Origin of the sequence: Nakamurella sp. A5-74, from assembly GCF_040438885.1 — a bacterium.
In the GTDB taxonomy this organism is placed as follows: Bacteria; Actinomycetota; Actinomycetes; order Mycobacteriales; family Nakamurellaceae; genus Nakamurella.
Genome location: NZ_CP159218.1, coordinates 1,538,136 through 1,559,797 on the forward strand (window position 1 = coordinate 1,538,136; position 21,662 = coordinate 1,559,797).

General features: G+C 70.0%; 11 protein-coding genes. 8 read left to right on the forward strand and 3 right to left on the reverse strand.

The window, feature by feature from the left end:
• The first annotated feature begins 16 nt into the window (after positions 1-16).
• From ABLG96_RS07085 to ABLG96_RS07105, 5 genes are all read left to right on the forward strand, one after another.
• On the forward strand, positions 17-6,808 hold the full coding sequence (locus tag ABLG96_RS07085) for a fibronectin type III domain-containing protein (RefSeq protein ID WP_353650666.1): 6,792 nt from the start codon (positions 17-19) through the stop codon (positions 6,806-6,808).
• 34 nt (positions 6,809-6,842) lie between these two features.
• A complete protein-coding gene (locus ABLG96_RS07090) occupies positions 6,843-7,811 on the forward strand; it encodes a MoxR family ATPase (RefSeq protein WP_353650667.1) in 969 nt (322 codons plus the stop codon).
• Positions 7,812-7,822: 11 nt separating this feature from the next.
• Positions 7,823-9,244, forward strand: coding sequence for a DUF58 domain-containing protein (locus ABLG96_RS07095; RefSeq protein WP_353650668.1), 1,422 nt, complete (start codon positions 7,823-7,825; stop codon positions 9,242-9,244).
• A gap of 245 nt (positions 9,245-9,489) precedes the next feature.
• Complete coding sequence (locus ABLG96_RS07100; RefSeq protein WP_353650669.1) at positions 9,490-11,796, forward strand: transglutaminaseTgpA domain-containing protein; 2,307 nt, start codon at positions 9,490-9,492, stop codon at positions 11,794-11,796.
• Positions 11,793-13,343 (forward strand): RDD family protein, encoded by a 1,551-nt coding sequence (locus ABLG96_RS07105; RefSeq protein WP_353650670.1) that lies wholly within the window; start codon positions 11,793-11,795, stop codon positions 13,341-13,343. Before ABLG96_RS07100 ends, ABLG96_RS07105 begins: the two co-directional genes overlap by 4 nt.
• Positions 13,344-13,511: 168 nt before the next feature.
• Here ABLG96_RS07105 and ABLG96_RS07110 read toward each other — a convergent pair whose 3' ends face one another.
• The 3 genes from ABLG96_RS07110 to ABLG96_RS07120 form a co-directional block, all read right to left on the reverse strand.
• Complete coding sequence (locus ABLG96_RS07110) at positions 13,512-14,939, reverse strand: FAD-dependent oxidoreductase (protein ID WP_353650671.1); 1,428 nt, start codon at positions 14,937-14,939, stop codon at positions 13,512-13,514.
• Positions 14,940-15,205: 266 nt separating this feature from the next.
• Entirely contained in the window at positions 15,206-17,056 is a 1,851-nt protein-coding gene (ilvD, locus tag ABLG96_RS07115; protein WP_353650672.1) for a dihydroxy-acid dehydratase, read from the reverse strand.
• A gap of 42 nt (positions 17,057-17,098) precedes the next feature.
• A complete protein-coding gene (locus ABLG96_RS07120) occupies positions 17,099-17,596 on the reverse strand; it encodes a PH domain-containing protein (protein ID WP_353650673.1) in 498 nt (165 codons plus the stop codon).
• Between the two features lie 411 nt (positions 17,597-18,007).
• Here ABLG96_RS07120 and ABLG96_RS07125 point away from each other — a divergent pair, with 411 nt between their 5' ends.
• From ABLG96_RS07125 to ilvC, 3 genes are all read left to right on the forward strand, one after another.
• Entirely contained in the window at positions 18,008-19,885 is a 1,878-nt protein-coding gene (locus ABLG96_RS07125; RefSeq protein WP_353650674.1) for an acetolactate synthase large subunit, read from the forward strand.
• Between the two features lie 10 nt (positions 19,886-19,895).
• Complete coding sequence (gene ilvN, locus ABLG96_RS07130; protein ID WP_353650675.1) at positions 19,896-20,408, forward strand: acetolactate synthase small subunit; 513 nt, start codon at positions 19,896-19,898, stop codon at positions 20,406-20,408.
• Positions 20,409-20,587: 179 nt separating this feature from the next.
• Entirely contained in the window at positions 20,588-21,616 is a 1,029-nt protein-coding gene (gene ilvC / locus ABLG96_RS07135) for a ketol-acid reductoisomerase (protein WP_353650676.1), read from the forward strand.
• Positions 21,617-21,662: the final 46 nt, after the last annotated feature.

Below are 21,662 nucleotides of genomic sequence, written 5' to 3' on the forward strand. Positions count from 1 at the left end.
CGCCTCACGATTGACCGTGACGGTCGCCGCCACCGTGGCCCTCGTGCTGGCGGTCGGCGTGGTGACCTGGTTCGCGGTCCGCAGCCCCGGATATGCCACTGCGGCCGTGCAGACCACCCAACGCGCCGCCTGGGTCTCCAGCGATCGCGATCTGATGGTCGGGCTGCTCAACCGCCAGACGGATCAGGTGCAGTCGCCCGCCTACCTCGACACCGCCGGCGGAGAGCTGCTCCAGCAGGACGATGCAGTCGTCGTGGTCGATCACCAGCAACACTCGTTGCGCAAGCTCGACCCGACGGACGTGGTGTTCTCGGCGAAGCTCACGATCCCGGCCCAGGCGGACGTGGCGATCTCCACCACGACCATCGCCATCAGCGACCTGGCCACCGGCCGGATCTGGACCATCCCGCAGGACGGCTTCGACGGCGGTGATCTGGCCGACGGCGACGCGGCGGCGACCGCAGCGCCGGATGCGCTGGTGACCGTCATCGGGACCCGCGTCATCGCCGCCGCGCCGGGCTCGCCGACCGTCACCGTGATCGACACCGACTCCGGCGCCCCCCGCACCTCGACCGTGCAGGTGCCCGGCGGCCCGCTGTCCGCCCTCGGCACCGGGGTGGAAGCGTTGCAGACGTCGCCGATCCAGCTCAGCTCCGTGGGCGGCGTCCCGGTCATCCTGGACCGGACGGCACACCGACTCGTCGTGCTCGCCGCCGATGGCGCCCGGTCGATCGACCTCGGCGCCGACACCGGGAATGCCCGGCTGCAGCAGCCGGGTCCGGCCGCCTCGACCGCGCTGGTCGCCACCGGCACCGCCCTGCTGTCGGTCGCGCTGTCGTCGGGGGCGATCGACACCCAGCAGGTCACCGGAACCACCTCGGCCGCTGATCCGGTGCGGGTGGGCAACTGCGTCCATGCCGCCTGGGCGGGCGCCACCCCGACCTATCTCACGCGCTGCGACGGCGGACCACCGAGCAGCCGGCCGATCAGCTCGCTCGGCGCCGACAGCGCGTTGGTGTTCCGGGTGAACCGGGAGACCGTGGTGCTCAACGACGTCACCAGCGGCAACTCGTGGGTGCTCGACGACACCATGACGCTGGTCAACAACTGGGACCAGATCCGTTCCAGCCCTGCCGATCTGGCCGATTCCGAGACCGGCACCCAGGGCAGCGCCAACAAGCTGACCGCCGCCCAACAGCCGTGCACCGACAAACCCATCGCCCCGGCCGCCAAGGACGACAAGTACGGCGCGCGACCCGGCCACCCACGCGTCCTGCAGGTGCTGGACAACGACCAGACGTCCACCTGTTCGGTTCCCCTCATCACCTCGATCCGACAGCCTGATGTCGATGGGGTGCAGGCTCAGGTGGTCGACGGTGGATCGGCGATCCAGGTGATCTTGCCCGCCACCCGAACCACCCCGGTGACGGTGGGCTACACCATCTCGGACGGGCTGTCCGGCTCGTCGGATGCCGCCGTCACCATCACACCGGTCACGGCGGTGCGTCCGGCCAAGCCGACGAAGGTGCGTGAGTCGACCGCGGCGATGACCGTCCGCGGGACGATCGCCCATCGGGTGCTCGGCGACTGGGACTCGCCCAGCGGCGATCCGCTGTTCCTGGTCGGCGCCCGCAGCAGCGTGCCGTCCGATCGGGTGTCCTACTCGGCGGACGGCACCATCACCCTGGTCGACTCGGGGGCGACGGGGGCGAGCAAGAAGGCCGTCACCTACCAGGTCTCCGACGGGGTCAACACCGTGGAGGGGACGCTGAGCGTCGAGGTGGTCGACGAGGCGGATGCCTCCCCGGTCGCCGGCCCGGTGCACGCATCCGGTGCGGTCGGCGAGCAGCTCGTCGTCGACCCGCTGCGATCGGTGCTGTGGCCGGGCCAGGACGAGCTCGGGCTGGCCAAGGTGACCCCGAAGAAGGGCACCAGCGGTCTGGCCGTCACCCCGGACACCACGAACGGCACGGTCACCGTTGTCGGCGCCCGGCCGGGGTCCTACTACCTCGACTACCAGGTCGCCGTGGGCGACAAGAGCTCCACCGGGGTGATCCGGATCGATGTCGCCGCTGCCGACGCGCAGCGGGCGCCGATCGCCATGACCGACGTGACGTACCTGCCACAGGGCGGCCAGTCGCTGGTCGACCTGACCGCGAACGATCTCGCGTCTTCCGGCGGAATCGTTGCGGTGCAAGACATCTCAGTCCCAGCGGGGAGCGGGATAGTGGCTCGACTCACCGACATGCACCTGGTGCAGCTCTCCGCCCGTCGAGCATTGCCCGCCACCGGGGTGTGGATCTCGTATGCGGCGTCGGCCGGCGGTGGTCCGGCCACCGGATGGCTGCACGTGGTCCCCGTGCCGCGGCCCGCAGAACCGCTGTCGCCCACCGCTGATTCCATCGCTGTGTCGGTACGGGCAGGCGACGCCGTCACCGTCCCGATCCATGCGCACGCCGTGGATCCGGGTGGCGACGCGATCGTGCCGGTCGCCTTCCCCGAGGACGCGATCGGCGCGGGTGAGGGTCTGCTGTTCGTCACCGACGAGTCGCTGCGGTACCAGGCACCGAGCACCGGCGCGGTCGCCGAGGGCCGCACCCTGCGGACCCAGTACACCGTGCGCAACACGTTCGGGAAGTCTGCCTCCGCGAACCTGACGATCACCGTAGTACCGCGCGGGGAGAACCGGCCGCCGCGCACTCCTCCGACGGTGCAGGCCAGGGTCTTCGTCGGTGGCAGCGTCGACATCCCGGTCCCGCTGACGGGGGTCGATCCCGACGGTGACTGGGCGATCCTCGGCGGTATCGACGAGCAGCCGCAACGCGGTGCGGCCTCGGTGGCCGGCGCCTCGACGATCCAGTACACGGCTTTCGACGAAGCGGGGACCGACACCCTGCGCTACACCGCTTCCGACCCCTTCGGGGGCACCGTCATCGGCACCGTGCAGGTGCTCGTCGTGCCGCTCCCGGACTCCGCCGATCCGCCGATCGTGCCCGACCTCGCGGTGACGGTGGCGCCGGGTAGGTCGATCGCGGTCAACGTGCTCGGCGAGGTCACCGACCCCGGCGGGTTGGCCGTCAGCTTCCCGGCGGAGAACGCCCTGCAGCTGCCCGCGGGCAGCCCGGGGATCACCGTCAGGACCCGCGACGACACGGTGCTGATCACCGCAGGCAGCCAGCCGGTGACCGTCCCGATCCAGGTCACCGTCCAGAACGCCCAGCAGCGCACCGGATCCGGGACGCTCACCGTCACCGTCGACCCGCAGGCGCCGGCCATCCCGCCGACGGCCGACGACGTCCTGGTCACCACCGACATGGTCAACGACGCCCAGGACACGGCGACGATCGATCTGTCCCCGGCGGTCGCGAATCCGGGTGGCCTGCCGGAGGAACTCGTCGCCGGTGTGCCGGCGCTGTCCAAGGGACGCCTGACGGTGCTGGGCGCGCGGCAGGTGACGGTCGCGGTGACGACGGTGCGCCAGGTGATCGCCTACCAGGTCTCGACCCCGCAGCAGCTCACGGCTGAGGCGTTCCTCATCGTGCCGTCCCGCAGCGAGCTGGGGATCGTCGACGTCCCGTCGCCGAACACACCACGGCCGGAGCCGAAGCCGCAGGAGCGCAAGAAGTTCGTCCCGCGGGTGCTGAAGCCACTCGTCGTCGATGCCGGGCAGACGTACAGCGTCGAAGTCGCCGACCACATCGGCGGCGCCGCGGCCGGACGGACCGTGCAGGTCACCGAGGACGGCGCGGTGCGCGCCTCGGTCGGCACGCTCAGCCGGCTCGATGCGAACACGCTCAGATGGGTGGTGCCCGAGGACGCCGGCGGTGGGGCATCGTTGACGCTGTCTGTGAGTGACGGCGTGACGCTGGCCGCGCAGGTGTCGATCCGCGCCACCATCCGTCCGAAGAACCCGGATCCGCCGGTCTTCCAGGGCACCAGCATCGAGGTCGAGGCGGGCGCCTCCGCGCCACCGGTGAAGCTGCTGCCGCTGGTCACGTACGACCCCGACAAGAAGAACCAGCTGACCTTCTCCTCGGTCAACGGCGGCGCCAACGGCATCACCGCTGTCGTCCGGGACGGGGCACTGGTGGTGTCCGCTGCTGTCGACACCCCCAAGGGCACCACCACGACGTTCTCGATGACCGTCACGGACGGGATCAACCCGCAGGCCGCCGCCAGGTTCCCGGTCACCGTCACCGGCTCCGACAAACCGTTGGCCACCCTCGCAGCGAAGCGGCTCGACGCGGCCGCCGGACAGCAGGTGCAGACCAACGTGCTCGGCGGCGCCTCGAACCCGTTCCCCGAGCCGCTCACACTCACCGCCGTCGGTGACGGCGACAACTACGCAACGAGCTTCGACGCGAACGGCGTCGTGCGGATCACCCCGGCGGCGGACTTCTCCGGCACGTTGGCGATCCCGCTGACGGTGCAGGACGTCACCGCCGACCCGGACCGCCAGGTCGCCGGGACGTTGACCGTCGTCGTGCGGGGTAAGCCGGACGCGCCGGGGGCCCCGGCCCAGCTGTCCGTCGACGACGGCACCGCAGTGATCCAGTGGGGGGTCCCGGACGACAACGGATCGGCCGTCACCTCGTACCTGGTGCGCGGATCCGGTGGGTTCCAGCAGGAGTGTCCGCGGTCGCCGTGTCGCCTGGAAAGGTTGCGCAACAACGTCTCCTACGTCTTCACGATCGTCGCGCGCAACGACGTCGGTGAGTCCGCAGCGTCCGCCGGATCGGCGCCGGTGCGGCCCGACACCGCGCCCAGCGCGCCGGGGACGCCGAAGCTCGCCTACGGCGACTCGACCATGGTCGCCAGCTGGCCCGCTTCCTCCAGCTCGGGATCGCCGATCACGAAGTACGAGGTGCAGATCTCGCCGGGCAGGAGCGTCACGGTCGGGGCCGACACCCGCTCGCACCGCTTCGACGGGCTGCAGAACGGCACCACCTACACCGTGCGGGTCCGGGCTCTCAACAATTCCGGCAGCCCCAGTGACTTCTCGCCGCAGGCCTCCGAGACGCCGGCCGGCAAGCCAGGGGTGCCGCGCGATCTGCAGATCACCGCCGCCAGGGCCTCGGGTGACCGCGGGCAGATCGACGTCACCTGGCGGCAGGCGGCGGGCAACGGCGACGACCCGTCCTACATCGTCAGCTGGCGGGCCGGCGGCGACACGAAGACGATGGAACGTCCGGTCGGCGCGACCGCGGCCGCGATCCCCGGGGTCGTGCTGGGGCAGGAGTACTCGATCCAGGTCTATGCGGTGAACAAGGTCGGGCGCTCCGCACTCTCCGACCCGAGGACAGTCGTCCCCTACACCCCACCGACCCGGGTGACCGACCTGGCCGCCACCGCCACCGGCGCCGACAACGAGGTGAAGCTGACCTGGTCGGCGCCCGCGGACAACGGCCGGGCGATCGTGAAGTACCAGTACACCGCCACGCCGCAGGGCGGGGGAGCGAACTGGCGGGACACCCCGGGGGCCGGCACCACGTTCAACCCGCCCGGGCTGACCAATGGCACGAACTACACCTTTCAGGTGCGGGCCTGCTCGGACACCGGCCAGGGGGTCACCTGCAGCGCGGACTCCGAGGGGCGCGGAGCGCGGCCCTACGGGCCGCCGCGGGCGGTGACCGCATTGGCCGCCCACCCGAAGGAACCCGGACCGGGCAAGGTCACCCTGTCCTGGCAACGCCCGACGGACACCGGCGGCCAATCGATCTCCGGCTACGACTACCGGGTCGACGGCGGGGCGTGGACCGACAACGGTGCGGCGCGCACGAAGACCGTCGAAGCGCTGAGCAACGGTCAGAACCACACGTTCACCGTGCGCGCCAAGAACGAGGCAGGCCAGACCGGCGCCGAGGCGTCGGTCCAGGCAATTCCCTACGACGTGCCGGGCGCTCCGACGGGTCTGTCAGCTGCCACCCCGAGCCCGGACAGCGTGACGTTGACCTGGAACGACGGGGCGAACGGCGGCCGGGACATCTCCAGCTGGGAGGTGCAGATCGACCAGGGCGGCTGGGCGCCGATCACCCACGGCCAGAACATCGCGACACCCGACCACACGGCGGACCATCTCTATCGGGTGCGGGCCGTGAATGAGCGGGGACCTGGCGGGAACTCCAACGATGTCGGGGCCCACTCCTGGGGGCCGGTGGGGCAGGTGCAGAACATCCGCCGGGCCGGCGGCTCCCAGAACACCGTGGACTTCGCCTGGGATCCGCCGCCCAGCAACGGGATCGACGGCTGGACGTACAGCGTCAACAACGGTGCCCCGCAGGCCGCGACGACCTTCACGATGCCGTCCGGCTGTGGGGATCCGCAGACAATCACGGTCACACCGGTCGATGGGCAGCAGCACCCTGGACAGCCGCAGACCGGGCAGGCATCGGCCGATGCCTGCCCACCGCCACCGCCACCGCCACCGCCTCCGCCTCCGCCACCGCCTCCGCCTCCGCCTCCGCCGCCGCCGCCGCCTCCGCCACCGCCACCGCCACCGCCGCCGCCGCCGCCTCCGCCACCCCCCGAACCGACGCGGCAGGTGAAGATCGTGCGCGATCGCAGCGCGGTGGGACACACGGGCGGCTCCCCCGGCTCGGTGAAGTGCACTGCCCCGTCGTGCCGGTTCATCGATGTGCAGCTCACCGACTGGCCTGACAACAAGATCACCTGCAGCTGGAACGGCGGGAGCTCCGAGGACTACAGCCGCACGGGCAGCGGTCGCATCAACACCCAGTGGTACTACGGCTATCCGGGCAGGAAGGTGACGGTGACGTGCAACGGGAAGAGCGAGACCATCACCTGGTGAAGGTGCTTTCCCTCTACAGAAGGAATCCGAACTCATGACCATGACCCCCGACCACGCGCAGTGGTTCGCGCAGACGTTCTCCTCGTTGGTGGGCAACGTCGGCCAGGTGGTGCTCGGCAAGCCGCGGACGATCTCGTTGGCGGTGACCTGCCTGCTGTCGGAGGGACACCTGCTGCTGGAGGACTTCCCGGGCACCGGCAAGACGTCGCTGGCAAAAGCCTTGGCGGGCACGGTGCAGGGCAAGTCGTCGCGGATCCAGTTCACCCCGGATCTGCTGCCCTCGGATGTGACCGGGGTGACGATCTGGGACCAGAAGAGAAATGAGTTCGAGTTCCACCAGGGCCCGATCTTCGCGCAGATCGTGTTGGCGGACGAGATCAACCGGGCCTCACCGAAGACGCAGTCCGCGCTGCTGGAGGTGATGGAGGAATCCAAGGTCACCGTCGACGGGGTGTCGCACGCGGTGGGCAACCCGTTCATGGTGATCGCGACGCAGAACCCGATCGAGCAGGCGGGCACGTACCGGTTGCCGGAAGCGCAGCTGGACCGGTTCCTGATGAAGACGTCGCTGGGGTACCCGGATCATGCTGCGACGGTGGAGATCCTGGCGGGTGCGGGAACGAAGGCGCACCAACGGACGGTGGCGCCGAAGATCACCCCGGCTGCCGTGGTGGACATGGCGGAGTTGGCGGCGACGGTACACACCGATCCCGCCGTGCTCGATTACGTGGTGCGGATCGCGGAGGCGTCCCGGCAGGCTCCGGAGACGACCGTGGGAGTGTCGGTTCGCGGCTGTCTGGCACTGGTACGGGCGTCGCGGACCTGGGCGGCGGCGCACGGGCGGCACTACGTGATCCCGGACGACGTGAAGGATCTGGCGGAACCCGTGCTGGCGCACCGGATCATGTTGGACGCGGAGGCGGAGTTCGCCGGGACGACGGTGGCCTCGGTGGTCCACCGCATCCTGGGCGACATCACCCCGCCGCAGCAACGCGGCGCCTGAGGCGCAGCTCGATGACCATGTCAGGACCCCCACCAGGACCGCGCCCGGGAGCCGGATCCCCGGCACCCGGGACGACGCGTGCCCGGACCGGCGCCGGCGGCAGCGTCGTCGGAATCGGCGACACCGGCTCGGCGCCCCGCGGCGAGACGGGTTCGGTCTGGCGGCGTCACCAACTGACCGACCACGGGTCGAAGCCCGCCGAGCCGTTCGCCGAGCACTCCCTGGATTGGTCGCAGAGCCTGCAGGCCGCAAGCGCTCCGGCACGCACGAGAGCCACCCCGCCGGTGACGGCGCTAGGAGTGGTCGTGGTCGTCATCGCGGTCGCGGCGCTGGGAATCGGGTGGCTCACCGGATGGTCGGAGTTCACCATCGCCGGCGTGGCCGCTGCAGTGTTGGTCGCGGTCAGCGCGATCTTCCTGGTCGGCCGATCGTCGTACGCGGTGAGCATCGACCTGCACGATGCGCGGGTCGTCGCCGGCGTCCGTGCCACCGGCGCGATCGTCGTGCGCAACAGCGGATCCCGGCGGCTGCTGCCGGTACGGCTGGAGCTGCCGGTCGGCCCGACCACCAGCTCCTTCCGGGTGCCGTCGCTCGCGCCGAACGCCGTCCATGAAGAGCTGTTCGTGATCCCCACCGCACGGCGCGCCGTGATCGACGTCGGTCCGGCACTGTCGGTGCGCGGTGATCCGGTGGGTCTGGTCCGGCGGCAGGTGCGCTGGACGACCGTCGATCAGCTGTTCGTGCACCCACGGACGACACCGCTGCACGGGGCGAGCACCGGCTCCGTCAAGGACCTCGAGGGCAGCCCGACCACCGAACTGTCCAGCAACGATGTCTCCTTCCATGCGCTGCGGGAGTACGTGCCGGGGGACGACCGTCGCTACGTGCACTGGAAGACGTCAGCACGCACGTGGATGCAGAACCAGAAGCTGATGGTGCGGCAGTTCGAGGAAACGCGTCGGACGCACCTGGCCGTCGCCCTCTCCGTCGATCCGCAGGAGTACCTGTCGCTCGAGCAGTTCGAGGTGGCCGTCGGGATGGCGGCCTCGCTGGGAGTCCAGGCATTCCGCGAGGAGCGTCCGGTGACGTTGTACGGCGGTCGGTCCGCGCTGCTGGCCACGTCGGCCCGCCGGATGCTCGACGCGGTGGCCGGGCTGCTGCCGGAACCCGGTTCCGGGGTGCTGACCGCCGGACGGGCTGCTGGTACCGCCGTTCCCAATGCTTCTGTCGGCGTGCTGATCACCGGGTCGGTGCCGGACGCGGCGCAGATCCGGCGCGCAGCCACCGGTTTCGCCGCCGGCGTGCGGGTGATCGGCATCCGCGTCGGCACCGGCAGGGGCATCAAACTGGGCGCCATCGGTGGTGTCGACATCGCAACCGTCGGCGCGCTCGACGACCTGCCCGCCGCCCTGCGCCGGATGCGGGCATCATGACCGGCCCCCGCCCACCGCTTCCCGGTCCGCCCAACGGTCCGGTCCCCGGTGGTAGTCCAGCCGCCCCGCCACCCTGGCAGCGGACGCCACCCTCGGGGCCCGCCGGACCACCGTCCGGCGCCGGACCTCAGCCGTGGCAGCGTCCCACCGGACCGCAGCCCGGTCGACAGCCCGGAGCGGCACCGTACGGTCCGGGACCGTATCCGCCGGGACCGGCCGAACCGCACTGGGGCGGCAGCGCACCGGTGGTGTTCGCCGGTGCTCGCGAACCGCTGCCGTGGCGCCGGATGCTCGTCGACACGGTGGTGCTGACCGTGCTCGTGATCGCTGCCGGGCTCGTCTTCGCGCCCGCTTACGGCGGGTTGGCGTTCCTGCGGGCGTTGGCCATCGGCGCAGCGGTGGGCGCGCTGAGTGCGTTGGTGCCGAGACTCCTGAGGTGGCCGGCGATCACCTCGTTCGTGGTGGCCGCCATGGGGTACCTGGCCTTCGGCGCCGCCGCTGCCGTCCCCGAGTCGGCGATCGGGTCGGTGCTGCCGACGGGTGGATCGATCCGGCTGCTGACGTCCGGCGTCATCACGTCGTGGAAGCAGATGCTGACCGTCGCCGTCCCGGTCGGTGACGGTGGCGTGCTGCTGGTGCCGGTGTACCTGTTGGCCACCGCGCTGTCGCTGGCCGCGGTGCTGCTCGCGGTGCGGACGACCCGCGGTCTCACCGCACTGATCCCGGCCGCAGCAATGGCCGTCGGAGCCGCGGTGTTGGCCTCCAGCAGCGCTTTCGAGCCGGCGATCATCGGGACGGGCTGGATGGTGCTCGCGGTGCTCTGGGCCTCGTGGCGACGCACGGCGACCGGACTGCCCGGCCTCGATGTGCGTCGTCCCTTCGCCCTGCTGCTGGTGATCGCGCCGACGGTGGCGGCCGGTGTACTGCTCGGACCGCTGGTGACGTCGCAGACCACGCCACGCACCATCGCCCGCGAGCTCGTCCGACCGCCGTTCGACCCGTCGACACTGGCCAGCCCGCTGAGCTCCTATCGCAGATACGTCGTCACGAACCGGGAGAAGCCGCAGCTCACCGTCACCGGTCTGCCCGCCGGGATGCCGCTGCGGCTGGCGGTCCTGGACGACTACTCGGGTCAGTACTTCTCGACGTCGGCGGACGTCGGCACCTTCGCCCGGGTCGGTGGACGATTGGCCCAGGTGCCCAGCGGAACCCCGGTGACCGTTGACATCACGGTCGACGAATACGCGGACGTCTGGGTCCCGGATGTCGGCTACCTGGCCGCAGTGGGGTTCGGCGGACCGGATGCGGTGCGACTGCGGGAGGACTTCCGCTACAACCGCGAGACCGGGGCAGCCGTGGTCACCAGCGGGTTGCGCACCGGCGACCGGCTCGAGCTCACCGCATCGGTCCCCGCGCAGCCGACTCCTCAGCAGCTCGGCGACACTCCGATCGACACCGTCGCGCAGGATCCACTGGACAAGTCGATCCCCGAGGTCGTCAGCAAGGCAGGCGAGTGGGGCGGCTCCGGCAGTCCGGCGCAGGTGGTGGAGAACCTGCGGAAGGCGTTGCACGACACCGGGTACGTCTCGCACGGCGAGACCGAGAGCGGTGTACCCGGTGGCCACGGTGCGGACCGCATCCGCCAGCTGCTGACGTCCAAGATCATGCGCGGCGACTCCGAGCAGTACGCGGCCGCCTTGGCGTTGCTGGTCCGCGCCAAGGGGTATCCGGCGCGGGTGGTGCTGGGGTTCCGCGGCCCCACCGCCGATACCGGCAGCCAGGTGATCGACGGGTCACGCCTGACCGCGTGGGTCGAGGTGCCGTTCGTGGGACACGGCTGGGTCGCCTTCGATCCGTTGCCGGACGAGCAGAAGCCGCCACCCACCCAGCGGCCGGACGAGAACCAGTCGCAGGCGGACCCACAGCAGGCCCAGCCGCCACCACCACCGGTACCGCCGAAGCAGGCGCAGGCCGATGCGCAGGACGACACCGACTCGCCCGACGACCCCCAGCAGGACGATCGGCAGCAGGATGCGCCGCCCCCGCCCGACGGTGGAGGTGCGGTCTGGGGCTGGCTGGCGCTCGGGGTCGGGATCCCGGTGCTGCTGCTGGTGCCGTTCCTGGTGATCCTGCTGTTGAAGCGGCGTCGTCGCCGTGCACTGTCCGGTACCGGGACGCCCGATCAACGGATCGCCGGCGGGTGGCGATATCTCCTCGGGCGGGCCGTCGACCTGGGCATCACCCCACCACGGGGGACCACCCGGACCGAGGCAGCCCGCCAACTGCAGGCGGACTTCGCAGCGCGGGCTGCTGCGCCGCGGCCGAACCGCCCCGGTGAGCTCCCGCAGCCGCCGGCCGCCGGCGGAGTCGCAGTGCTGGCCAGGACCGCCGATGCGGGGATCTTCGCCCCCGAGCCGGTCGATCCCGGGTCTGCGGCCCGGTACTGGCAGCATCTGGAGAAGGAACTGGCCGAGATCGACCGCAGCCTGTCGCCCTGGCGTCGGTGGCGGGCACGGTTCTCGGCGCGATCACTGCGCAAGGACGTGCAATGAGCAGCTCGACCCTGCAGTCCGGAGTGGTCCCGGCGCCCGTGCCGGGCCTGCCCGATGCGGGTGGCTCGAGGTGCCGCAACTGCGGGACACCGGTGGCCCGGACGACGGTGACCTGCCCGGTGTGCGGTGGAGCTGTGGGGTTGCGCTCCGAGTTCCTGGAAGGGACCGATCCCGCTGCACCGCGGCGTCGGTTGCTCGCCACCGCGATCGACGGACTGCTGCCGCTGGTCGTGATCACCACGCAGATCCTGCTGCCCGCGCCGACGTCGGCGGTGCGCTGGTCGTTGTGGGCCGTACTGATCGCCTGGATCGGGGTGCTGGTGGTGACCGAGGGTGTGACGGGGCGGACCCCCGGGAAGTCCCTGCTGCGCCTGCGATCGGTCGACGTGCGATCCGGACGGGTGATCGGCTTCGGTCCGGCAGCGATCCGTACGCCGGCCAAGGTGGTGGCAGGCGTCGGCACGCTGGCGATCGCCGCCTTCTCCTACCGCTGGGATCCGGACGGGCAGGAGCGGACCTGGTGGGACCGCGCTGCACGCAGCCGGGTGATCGATGCGAGCGTGCAGATCCCCGGTGGTACCAGACGTTTCCCCGGCGTTGCTGCAGGCACCGTCGACGCCGTCGCGGCGCGCTGGGCCCCGGCCGGCGAACCGGCCTCGCTGGTGACCGGCGTGCCTGCCGTCCCGGTCACCGGCGCTGCCCGACCCGCTGCGTCCCCCGCTGCGCGACCCGCTCCCTCCCTCGCTGCACCGATCGCACGCCACGACGGTCCCGGGCAGCGTGTGTCGACGCCACCATCGTCCGCACCGTCGTCCGCGCCGTGGCCCGCACCGTTGTTCGCACCGTCGTCCGCACCATCGACGGCACCGTCATACCGAGCGCCGGACCGACCTGGCGAACCCCGGGAAGCTGGTGCACCGCAACGGGCATCAGTGCCCGCGCCGACCGGGGTCGGCGTAGAAGATTCGCGTCGACCGCGCCACGCGGCGCCGGATGCCGCGCCCTCGACCGGGGGACCGGGACCGGTCCAACCGAGTCGGGTCGAGTCCGCGCCGGCTCTGCTCGGCTGGGGGCATCCCGGGATCCCGCCCGGTCCGCCGGGCGTGGTCGACGACCCTGCGGCCGAGACCGTGACCTCCGCGGGACTGCAGGAACCCACTCGGGTGCACAGCCGGGAGGAGCTCGGATCGGTGCCGGCCCGTGTCCCCGGCCGGCCGACCACCGCGACCCTGCAGTGGGACACCGGCGCGCGGGTCGTGGTCGGCGGCACCGTCTTGATCGGCCGCGATCCGGTGGCCGACGACGGCGAGAAGGTGGACCGGCGACTGGCCGTCGGGCGGGACTCGGTCGGGGTGTCCAAGACGCATCTGCTGCTGTCGATCACCACGGCCGGGGTGACAGTCACCGATCGACACTCCACCAACGGAGTCCGGCTGGAGCACGAGGACGGAACATCGGAGAAGTGCCGCGCCGACCTGGCCACCACCGTTCGCAGCGGCGACGTCATCCGATTCGGCGGCCGCAGCATCACGTTGTCGGCGGACTGATCCGCCACCCGATGTCGCTGGCGTCACGCGCTGTTGCTGGCGGGAAGGACGTCCCTCGCGCCAGCGAAAGCCCGTGTCACCAGCGACAAGGAGCGGACCGGACTCCGAAAGTACTTGTCACCAGCGACCAGTGGTGGACCGGCCGCTGACCAGCTCGACCGGACCAGCTCAGCGAGCGGCGATGTCGGTCATCTCCGCACGGGAGGTGACCTTCACCCGCTCGCGGTCATACACGTCAGCATCACCCAGCGATCGCTCGTGGGCGTCCAGACGGTCCCAGCCGGCGAAATCCGTTGCGGACAGGCCCTTGTCGGCCAGCAGCCGGTCGACGGAGGCGGAATCCCGCTGGGTCGCACGCGGCAGCTGCGGCGCATCGGCCAGCAGATGGGCCACGGTCTCGGCGGCATCGGACTTGGTGTGGCCGATCAGACCCACCGGGCCGCGCTTCACCCAGCCGGTGGCGTAGATGCCGGTCAGCGGCGAACCGTCGAGATCCGTCACCCGGCCGGCGACGTTGGGCAGTACCAGCTTCGCGGTGTCGAACGGCAGATCCTCGATCGCCTCGCTGCGATAACCGACCGCGCGGTAGACAGCCTGCACCTCCCAGTCGGTGAAGTTGCCGGTCCCGCGGACGCCGGCGTCGCCGGTCAGCTCCATCTGCTCGGTACGCAGTCCGACCACCGCGCCGTCCTCGCCCAGGATCTCGACGGGGTTCTGCAGGAAGTGGATGTGGATCCGCGCCCGCGGCGCCGGATCGATGTCGCGGACCGCCCAGTCGGACAGCACGTCGACAACCATCCGCTGCGCCTTGGCAGAGTTGATCGCGTCCATCGAGCCCTGGTCGAACTCCATCCCCTCGGGGGACACGACGACCTGCACGTTGGGGGAGTGGTCGAGCTCCCGCAGTTCCACCGGCGTGAACTTGGCCTGCGCCGGGCCGCGGCGGGCGAACATGTGCACGTCGGTGACGACGGACTTCGCCAGCACCGCGTGCACGTGCGGCGGAATGTCGGTGTACAGCAGTTCGTCGCCGGTGCGGGCCAGGATCCGGGCCACGTCCAGCCCGACGTTGCCGACCCCGATCACTGCCACCGACGTGGCGTCGCTGAGGTCCCACGTCTGCTCGCGGTCGGGGTGCGAGTCGTAGAAGGCCACGAAGTCGGCACCGCCGTAGGACCGCCTCAGGTCGGAACCGGGGATCGACAGGTCGCGGTCCCGCTCGGCGCCGGTGGCGAAGATGATCGCGTCGTAGTGCTCGCGCAGCTCGTCGACCTTGACGTCGACCCCGACGTGCACGTTGCCGCGGAAGATGATCCTCGGGTTCTCCATCACCCGGTGCAGCGCCACGATGATCTGCTTGATCCGCGGATGGTCCGGGGCGACGCCGTAGCGGATCAGCCCGTACGGGGTGGGCAGCCGATCGAAGATGTCGACGGTCACCGTGTCGTCCGACTTCGTCAGGATGTCGGAGGCGTAGATCCCGGCGGGACCGGCGCCGACGACGGCGACACGCAGACCGGCGGTCGCCCCGTCGACCGGTGACTCACCGCCCGGTGTTGCGCCGGCGGAGGACGAAGTGGCGGGTGACACGGACATGGGGGGTGGCTCTCCTTGCTGGTGGACGGCTCCAGCCTAAGGGAAGGGTCCCCTTCCTCGATCGGCGACCGGCCTCGCTCAGGCCTCCGACCTGCGCAGACAGCCGTCATGTGTGGCCGAACGCTCACCGAGCCACGGCGGTCGAGCGACGAAGGAGACGAGACCCCGTGAGATGGACGGTCGGCGGCAGTCGAGCGACGGAGGAGACGAGACCCCGTGAGAGGGACGGTCAACGGCCACTGATTCGCGTGCTCGATCTCTGTGGGTCAGTAGGGCCGGACCTGCCGGACCGCGCCGGTGGAGGCAGAGGTGGCCATCGACGCGTAGGCCTGCAGCGCCTTGCTGACCACCCGATCGCGGTCCAGCGGCTTCCACGGGTTCTCCGAGGCCTCCATCTTGGCGCGCCGTTCGGCGAGCACGTCGGCTCCGACGTCGACCCGGATCAGCCGCTCGTGCACGTCGATCTCGATCTCGTCACCGTCCTGGATGAGCCCGATGGTGCCGCCCGAGGCCGCCTCCGGCGACATGTGGCCGACGGAGATCCCGGACGAACCGCCGGAGAATCGACCGTCGGTGATGAGCGCGCAGACCTTGCCCAGTCCGAGGCCCTTCATGAACGACGTCGGGTGCAGCATCTCCTGCATGCCGGGGCCGCCGGCCGGACCCTCGTAGCGGACCACGACGACGTGGCCCGGCTGCACGCGCTTGGAGAGGATGGCTTCCACTGCGGCGTCCTGCGACTCGACGACCAGCGCGGTGCCGGTGAAGTGGAAGAGCTCCTCGTCGATGCCGGCGGTCTTGATCACGGCGCCCTCCTCGGCGATGTTGCCGTAGAGCACCGCGAGTCCACCGTCGACGGTGTAGGCATGCTCGATGTCCCGGATGCAGCCCTCCGCCTGGTCCAGATCCAGGGTGTCCCAACGGTTGTCGGTCGAGAAGGCCTTGATCGTGCGGACCCCACCGGGGGCTGCGTGGAAGAGCTCGAGCGCCCGGTCGGACGGCTGCTCGGCTCGCACGTCCCACTCGGCGAGCCAGCTGGACAGGTTCGGGGAGTGCACGGTGTGCACCTCCCGTTCGAGCAGCCCGGCGCGATCGAGCTCGCCGAGCAACGCCGGGATACCGCCCGCCCGGTGGACGTCCTCCATGTGGAAGAGGGGATGGTTCGGTGCGACCTTCGACAGGCACGGGACCCGCCGGGACAGGGCATCGATGTCGGCGAGGGTGAAGTCGATCTCGCCTTCCTGCGCAGCGGCGAGGATGTGCAGCACGGTGTTGGTGGAGCCGCCCATCGCCACGTCCAGCGCCATCGCGTTGCTGAAGGCCGCCCGGGTGGCGATCGAGCGCGGGAGCACCGACTCGTCGTCGCCGTCGTAGTAGCGCTTCGCCAGCTCGACGATGATCTCCCCGGCGCGCAGGAACAGGTCCTTGCGGGCGATGTGGGTCGCCAGCGTCGATCCGTTGCCGGGCAGCGACAACCCGAGCGCCTCGGTGAGGCAGTTCATCGAGTTCGCGGTGAACATCCCGGAACACGAGCCGCAGGTCGGGCACGCGGACCGCTCGACCTCGGTCAGTCCGTCATCGGTGACGGCCTCGGTGGCCGAGGCGTTGATGGCGGTGATCAGGTTGGTCGGGGTGCTGGCCACGCCGTCGACGATCACGGCCTTGCCCGCCTCCATCGGACCACCCGAGACGAACACGGCGGGGATGTTCAGGCGCATCGCGGCCATCAGCATGCCGGGCGTGATCTTGTCGCAGTTGCTGATGCAGACCAGGGCGTCCGCGGTGTGCGCGTTGACCATGTACTCGACGGAGTCGGCGATCAGCTCGCGGCTGGGCAGCGAGTAGAGCATGCCGGCGTGGCCCATGGCGATGCCGTCGTCGACGGCGATGGTGTTGAACTCCTTGGAGACGGCCCCGGCTTCCTTGATGGCACCGGCCACCAGGTCGCCCATGTCCTTGAGGTGCACGTGTCCCGGGACGAACTGGGTGTACGAGTTGGCGATCGCGATGATCGGTTTGCCGAAGTCGCCGTCCGTCATACCCGTTGCGCGCCAGAGAGAACGGGCGCCAGCCATGTTGCGGCCGTGGGTGGAGGTCTTGGAACGCAGTACCGGCATGACGGAACTCCCGGTCGATCGGCAGATGAGCTGGGCCTCAGGTTACGCTTCGGCCGTACTGTCGGATTCTGCCGGCGGCATCTCGAATCTGATCGCTCCACCGGATGCCGCGGCCAACGCGGGCAGATCCCGGGGCAGCACCATGGGCAGCCTGGTGCGTCCACCGCGCACGTCCAGGGCGACGGTCCACCGCGCCTCGGTCAGTTCGAGGTTGACGACTTCCTGCCAGGCCAGCTTCTTGCTGCCCAGCCAGGTGCGGACCGTGATCCCGCGCGGATCCACGACCGTCCGGGTCAGCAGGGTCCAGGCCACGGCGGCAACCGGCACCACGTACATCAGGCTCCACCAGCCACCCACACCGGCGAGGGGGATGACGCAGAACAGCAGCACCACGGCGAAGATCAGTGACGACGGCGGAAGCCGGAACACCACGCGCCCCGCTCCAGGGGTGGTCGATGTCGCCGGCGGGCCGGCCTGCGCGCGACCGGCCTGCGCGCGTCCGACCTGCTCCCGGCCGTTCTGTTCTTCACCGCTGCTCACGGTTCCATGGTGTCATGCGGGACGGTGTGCGCTCCTCCGCGCTCCGCCTGCGACGTGCTCCTCCGGGTGTCACCGGACGTGCCGACGGACCCGTCGGCGTGCTCTGCATCGTCCCACTGGCTGGGACGACGATCCCGCAGAGTTGACACTCTCGAAATCCCGCGCCTACCATCGGGACCATGCAGCCGCAGATTCTCGTACTCCAGTAGCGCGCCGAACGCGGGATCCCCGCAGCGGCGCGCAACCCCTTGGCCACCCGGTGACGGTGACGAGGGGTTTTTTGTTGCTCTGCAGTCGCTTTCGCCACCACCAGCGGCATCGCGGCAGCGCTCGGTACCGCAGTGAACACCAGTACCGCAGCACGGAGCAGGACAGACCGGGAGCAGTACCGACAGACAGGATCGACGTGTCATGACGTCACAGGTGCGGCCCACCGTGGTGCCGCCGCAGGCCGGGGATCGCCCGGCCGGTGGAGCGGTCAGTGGTGTGGCAGTGAGTGGAGCACAACCGGGCGCTGATCACGGCAGTGTGCATCCGGCGCAGATCGTCGAGCAGGTGACGGGGGCGAAGTCCGTCGTCCGGAGCCTCGAGGAGGCCGGCGTCGAGATCGTCTTCGGCATTCCCGGTGGCGCAGTCCTGCCGGTCTACGACCCGCTGCTCGACTCGACCAAGGTCCGCCACATCCTGGTCCGGCACGAACAGGGTGCCGGCCACGCCGCCACCGGTTACGCGCAGGCCACCGGCAGGGTAGGCGTCTGCCTGGCCACCTCGGGGCCGGGCGCGACCAATCTGGTGACACCGATCGCCGACGCCCACATGGACTCCGTTCCACTGGTCGCCATCACCGGTCAGGTCGGCCGAGCGCTGATCGGCACCGACGGCTTCCAGGAGGCCGACATCTGCGGCATCACCATGCCGATCACCAAGCACAACTTCCTGGTGAGCGATCCGGCGGAGATCCCGTCCGTCATCGCCGCCGCTTTCCACCTCGCATCGACGGGCCGACCCGGTCCGGTGCTGGTGGACATCCCGAAGGACATCCTGCAGGCCGACACCATCTTCCGTTGGCCGCCGGAGATCAACCTGCCGGGATATCGGCCGGCTCCCCGACCGCACTCCGGCCAGATCAGTGCGGCCGCGAAGCTGATGGTCGGCGCTCGACGTCCGGTGCTGTACGTCGGCGGCGGCGTGATCAAGGCAGAGGCGTGCGCGGAGCTGAGGGTGCTCGCCGAGCTCACCGGCATCCCGGTCGTCACCACCCTGATGGCCCGCGGCGCCTTCCCCGACTCGCACGAGCAACACCTGGGCATGCCCGGCATGCACGGCACGGTGGCAGCGGTCGGTGCGATGCAGAAGGCTGACCTGATCGTCGCACTGGGCGCACGTTTCGACGACCGGGTCACCGGTCAGCTCTCGTCGTTCGCACAGCACGCGACGATCGTGCACGCCGATGTCGATCCTGCGGAGATCGGCAAGAACCGCGCCGTCGACGTGCCGATCGTCGGTGATGCCCGTGAGGTCATCGACCAGCTGATCGTCGCAGTTCGGGAGCAGCAGGAGCGGGGCGCCGTCAGCGATCTGTTCGCCTGGTGGGCCGAGCTCGACGAGCTGCGGCAGACCTATCCGCTGGGCTACGACGAGCTGCCGGACGGCACGCTGTCACCGCAGTACGTCATCCAGCGGCTGGGCGAGATCAGCGGACCGGAGACGATCTTCACCTCCGGTGTCGGTCAGCACCAGATGTGGGCGGCGCAGTTCATCTCCTACGAGCACCCGCGCACCTGGCTCAACTCCGGTGGCCTTGGCACGATGGGCTACTCGGTGCCCGCCGCGATGGGTGCCAAGGTCGGCAGGCCGGACGCGACGGTCTGGTCGATCGACGGCGACGGGTGCTTCCAGATGACCAACCAGGAACTCGCCACCTGCGCCATCGAGGGCATCCCGATCAAGGTGGCCGTCATCAACAACGGCAACCTCGGCATGGTCCGGCAGTGGCAGACGCTCTTCTACGGCGAGCGCTACTCGAACACCGAGCTGGGCACCCACAAGCTGCGCATCCCGGACTTCAAGCTGCTCGCCGAGGCGATGGGCTGCGTCGGGTTGCGCTGCGAGTCCAAGGAGGACGTGGACGCCACCATCCGGCAGGCGATGGCCATCAACGACCGGCCCGTCGTCGTCGACTTCACCGTTGGCAAGGACGCCCAGGTGTGGCCGATGGTCGCTGCCGGCACCGGGAACGACCAGATCATGGCCGCGCTCGACATCCGACCGTTGTTCGACGAGGCGTGAGGGGAAACGCATGACACGCCATACGCTCTCGGTGCTGGTGGAGAACAAACCCGGTGTGCTGGCACGGGTCTCGGCGCTGTTCTCCCGCCGCAGCTTCAACATCCACTCGCTCGCGGTCGGACCGACGGAGAATCCCGACGTCTCGCGGATGACGATCGTCGTTGCGGTGGAAGGACTACCGCTCGAGCAGGTGACGAAGCAGCTCAACAAACTGATCAACGTGTTGAAGATCGTCGAGCTCAATCCCACTGCCTCCGTGCAGCGCGAACTGCTGTTGATCAAGGTCCGCTCCGATGCCGCGAGCCGGGCACAGATCGCCACCGTCGTCGAGATGTTCCGGGCGCACATCATCGATGTGACCCCGGATTCGATGACCATCGAAGCCGCCGGGAACCCCGACAAACTCGAGGCCCTGGTGCGGATGCTGGAGACCTTCGGCGTCCGCGAACTCGTCCAGTCCGGCATGGTCGCACTCGGCCGCGGACCCAGGTCGATCACCCAGACGGGTGCCCGGCAGGATTGAGTGCACGGTGACGGACCGGGAACCCCGGTCCGCTCCGGCTGCAGCACAGCGGTTCTCACCAGCAGTTCTCGAAGACCAGCAGTTCTCGAAGACCAGCAGTTCTCGAAGACCAGCAGTTCTCGAACACCAGCAGTACGGACCTTTCCGAGCAGCACACCAGATCAGGAGCAGCAGAGCAGATGACCGCGAAGATCTTCTACGACGAGGACGCCGACCTGTCGATCATCACCGGCCGCAAGGTCGCCGTGATCGGCTACGGATCGCAGGGGCATGCGCATGCGCTGTCGCTGCGCGATTCGGGTGTCGACGTGCGGGTCGGCCTGCCGGAGACGTCGGCCTCCCGGGTCAAGGCCACCGACCAGGGCCTGCGGGTCGTCACGCCGGCCGAAGCCGCAGCCGAGGCGGACGTCATCATGATCCTCACCCCGGACCACGTGCAGCGACACGTCTATGCCGAGGCGATCGAGCCCAACCTGACCGCGGGCAAGGCGCTCGCCTTCGGCCACGGCTTCAACATCCGCTTCGGCTACATCAAGCCGCCGGCCGACGTCGACGTCATCATGATCGCGCCCAAGGGACCCGGCCACCTGGTCCGCCGCGAGTTCGTCGACGGCAAGGGCGTCCCGGATCTGATCGCCGTCGAGCAGGACGCCACCGGCGGAGCGCGCGACCTGGCGCTGTCCTATGCGGCTGCCATCGGCGGGACGAAGGCCGGCGTGCTGGAGACCACCTTCACGGAGGAGACCGAGACCGACCTGTTCGGTGAGCAGGCAGTGCTCTGCGGCGGGATGTCCCGGCTGGTCCAGGCCGGGTTCGAGGTTCTCGTCGAAGCCGGTTACCAGCCGGAGATCGCGTACTTCGAGTGCCTGCACGAGCTGAAGCTGATCGTCGATCTGATGTACGAGGGTGGGATCGCCAAGCAGCGCTGGTCGGTCTCCGACACCGCCGAGTACGGCGACTACGTGTCAGGTCCGCGGGTCATCGACGAGCACGTCAAGCAGAACATGCAGGCAGTGCTGGCCGACATCAAGGACGGCACCTTCGCCGCACGCTTCATCGCCGACCAGGACGCCGGCGCTCCGGAGTTCAAGGAGTTCCGCACCCAGCAGGAGCAGCACCCGATCGAGCAGACCGGGCGTGGCCTGCGGAAGCTGATGAGCTGGGTCGCCGCCGACGACGACTACGCGGGCACTGCAGCACGCAGCTGACAACCGGCCCCGGCAACACCTCGGCCCCGGTCCCCGCGAACAGCGG

Coding starts and splice junctions, on each gene's coding strand:
- ABLG96_RS07105 (WP_353650670.1), top strand. CDS start 11,793: ATGAGCAGCTCGACCCTGCAGTCCGGAGTGGTCCCGGCGCCCGTGCCG.
- ilvC (WP_353650676.1), top strand. CDS start 20,588: ATGACCGCGAAGATCTTCTACGACGAGGACGCCGACCTGTCGATCATC.
- ABLG96_RS07110 (WP_353650671.1), bottom strand. CDS start 14,939: ATGTCCGTGTCACCCGCCACTTCGTCCTCCGCCGGCGCAACACCGGGC.
- ilvD (WP_353650672.1), bottom strand. CDS start 17,056: ATGCCGGTACTGCGTTCCAAGACCTCCACCCACGGCCGCAACATGGCT.
- ilvN (WP_353650675.1), top strand. CDS start 19,896: ATGACACGCCATACGCTCTCGGTGCTGGTGGAGAACAAACCCGGTGTG.
- ABLG96_RS07090 (WP_353650667.1), top strand. CDS start 6,843: ATGACCATGACCCCCGACCACGCGCAGTGGTTCGCGCAGACGTTCTCC.
- ABLG96_RS07095 (WP_353650668.1), top strand. CDS start 7,823: ATGACCATGTCAGGACCCCCACCAGGACCGCGCCCGGGAGCCGGATCC.
- ABLG96_RS07125 (WP_353650674.1), top strand. CDS start 18,008: ATGACGTCACAGGTGCGGCCCACCGTGGTGCCGCCGCAGGCCGGGGAT.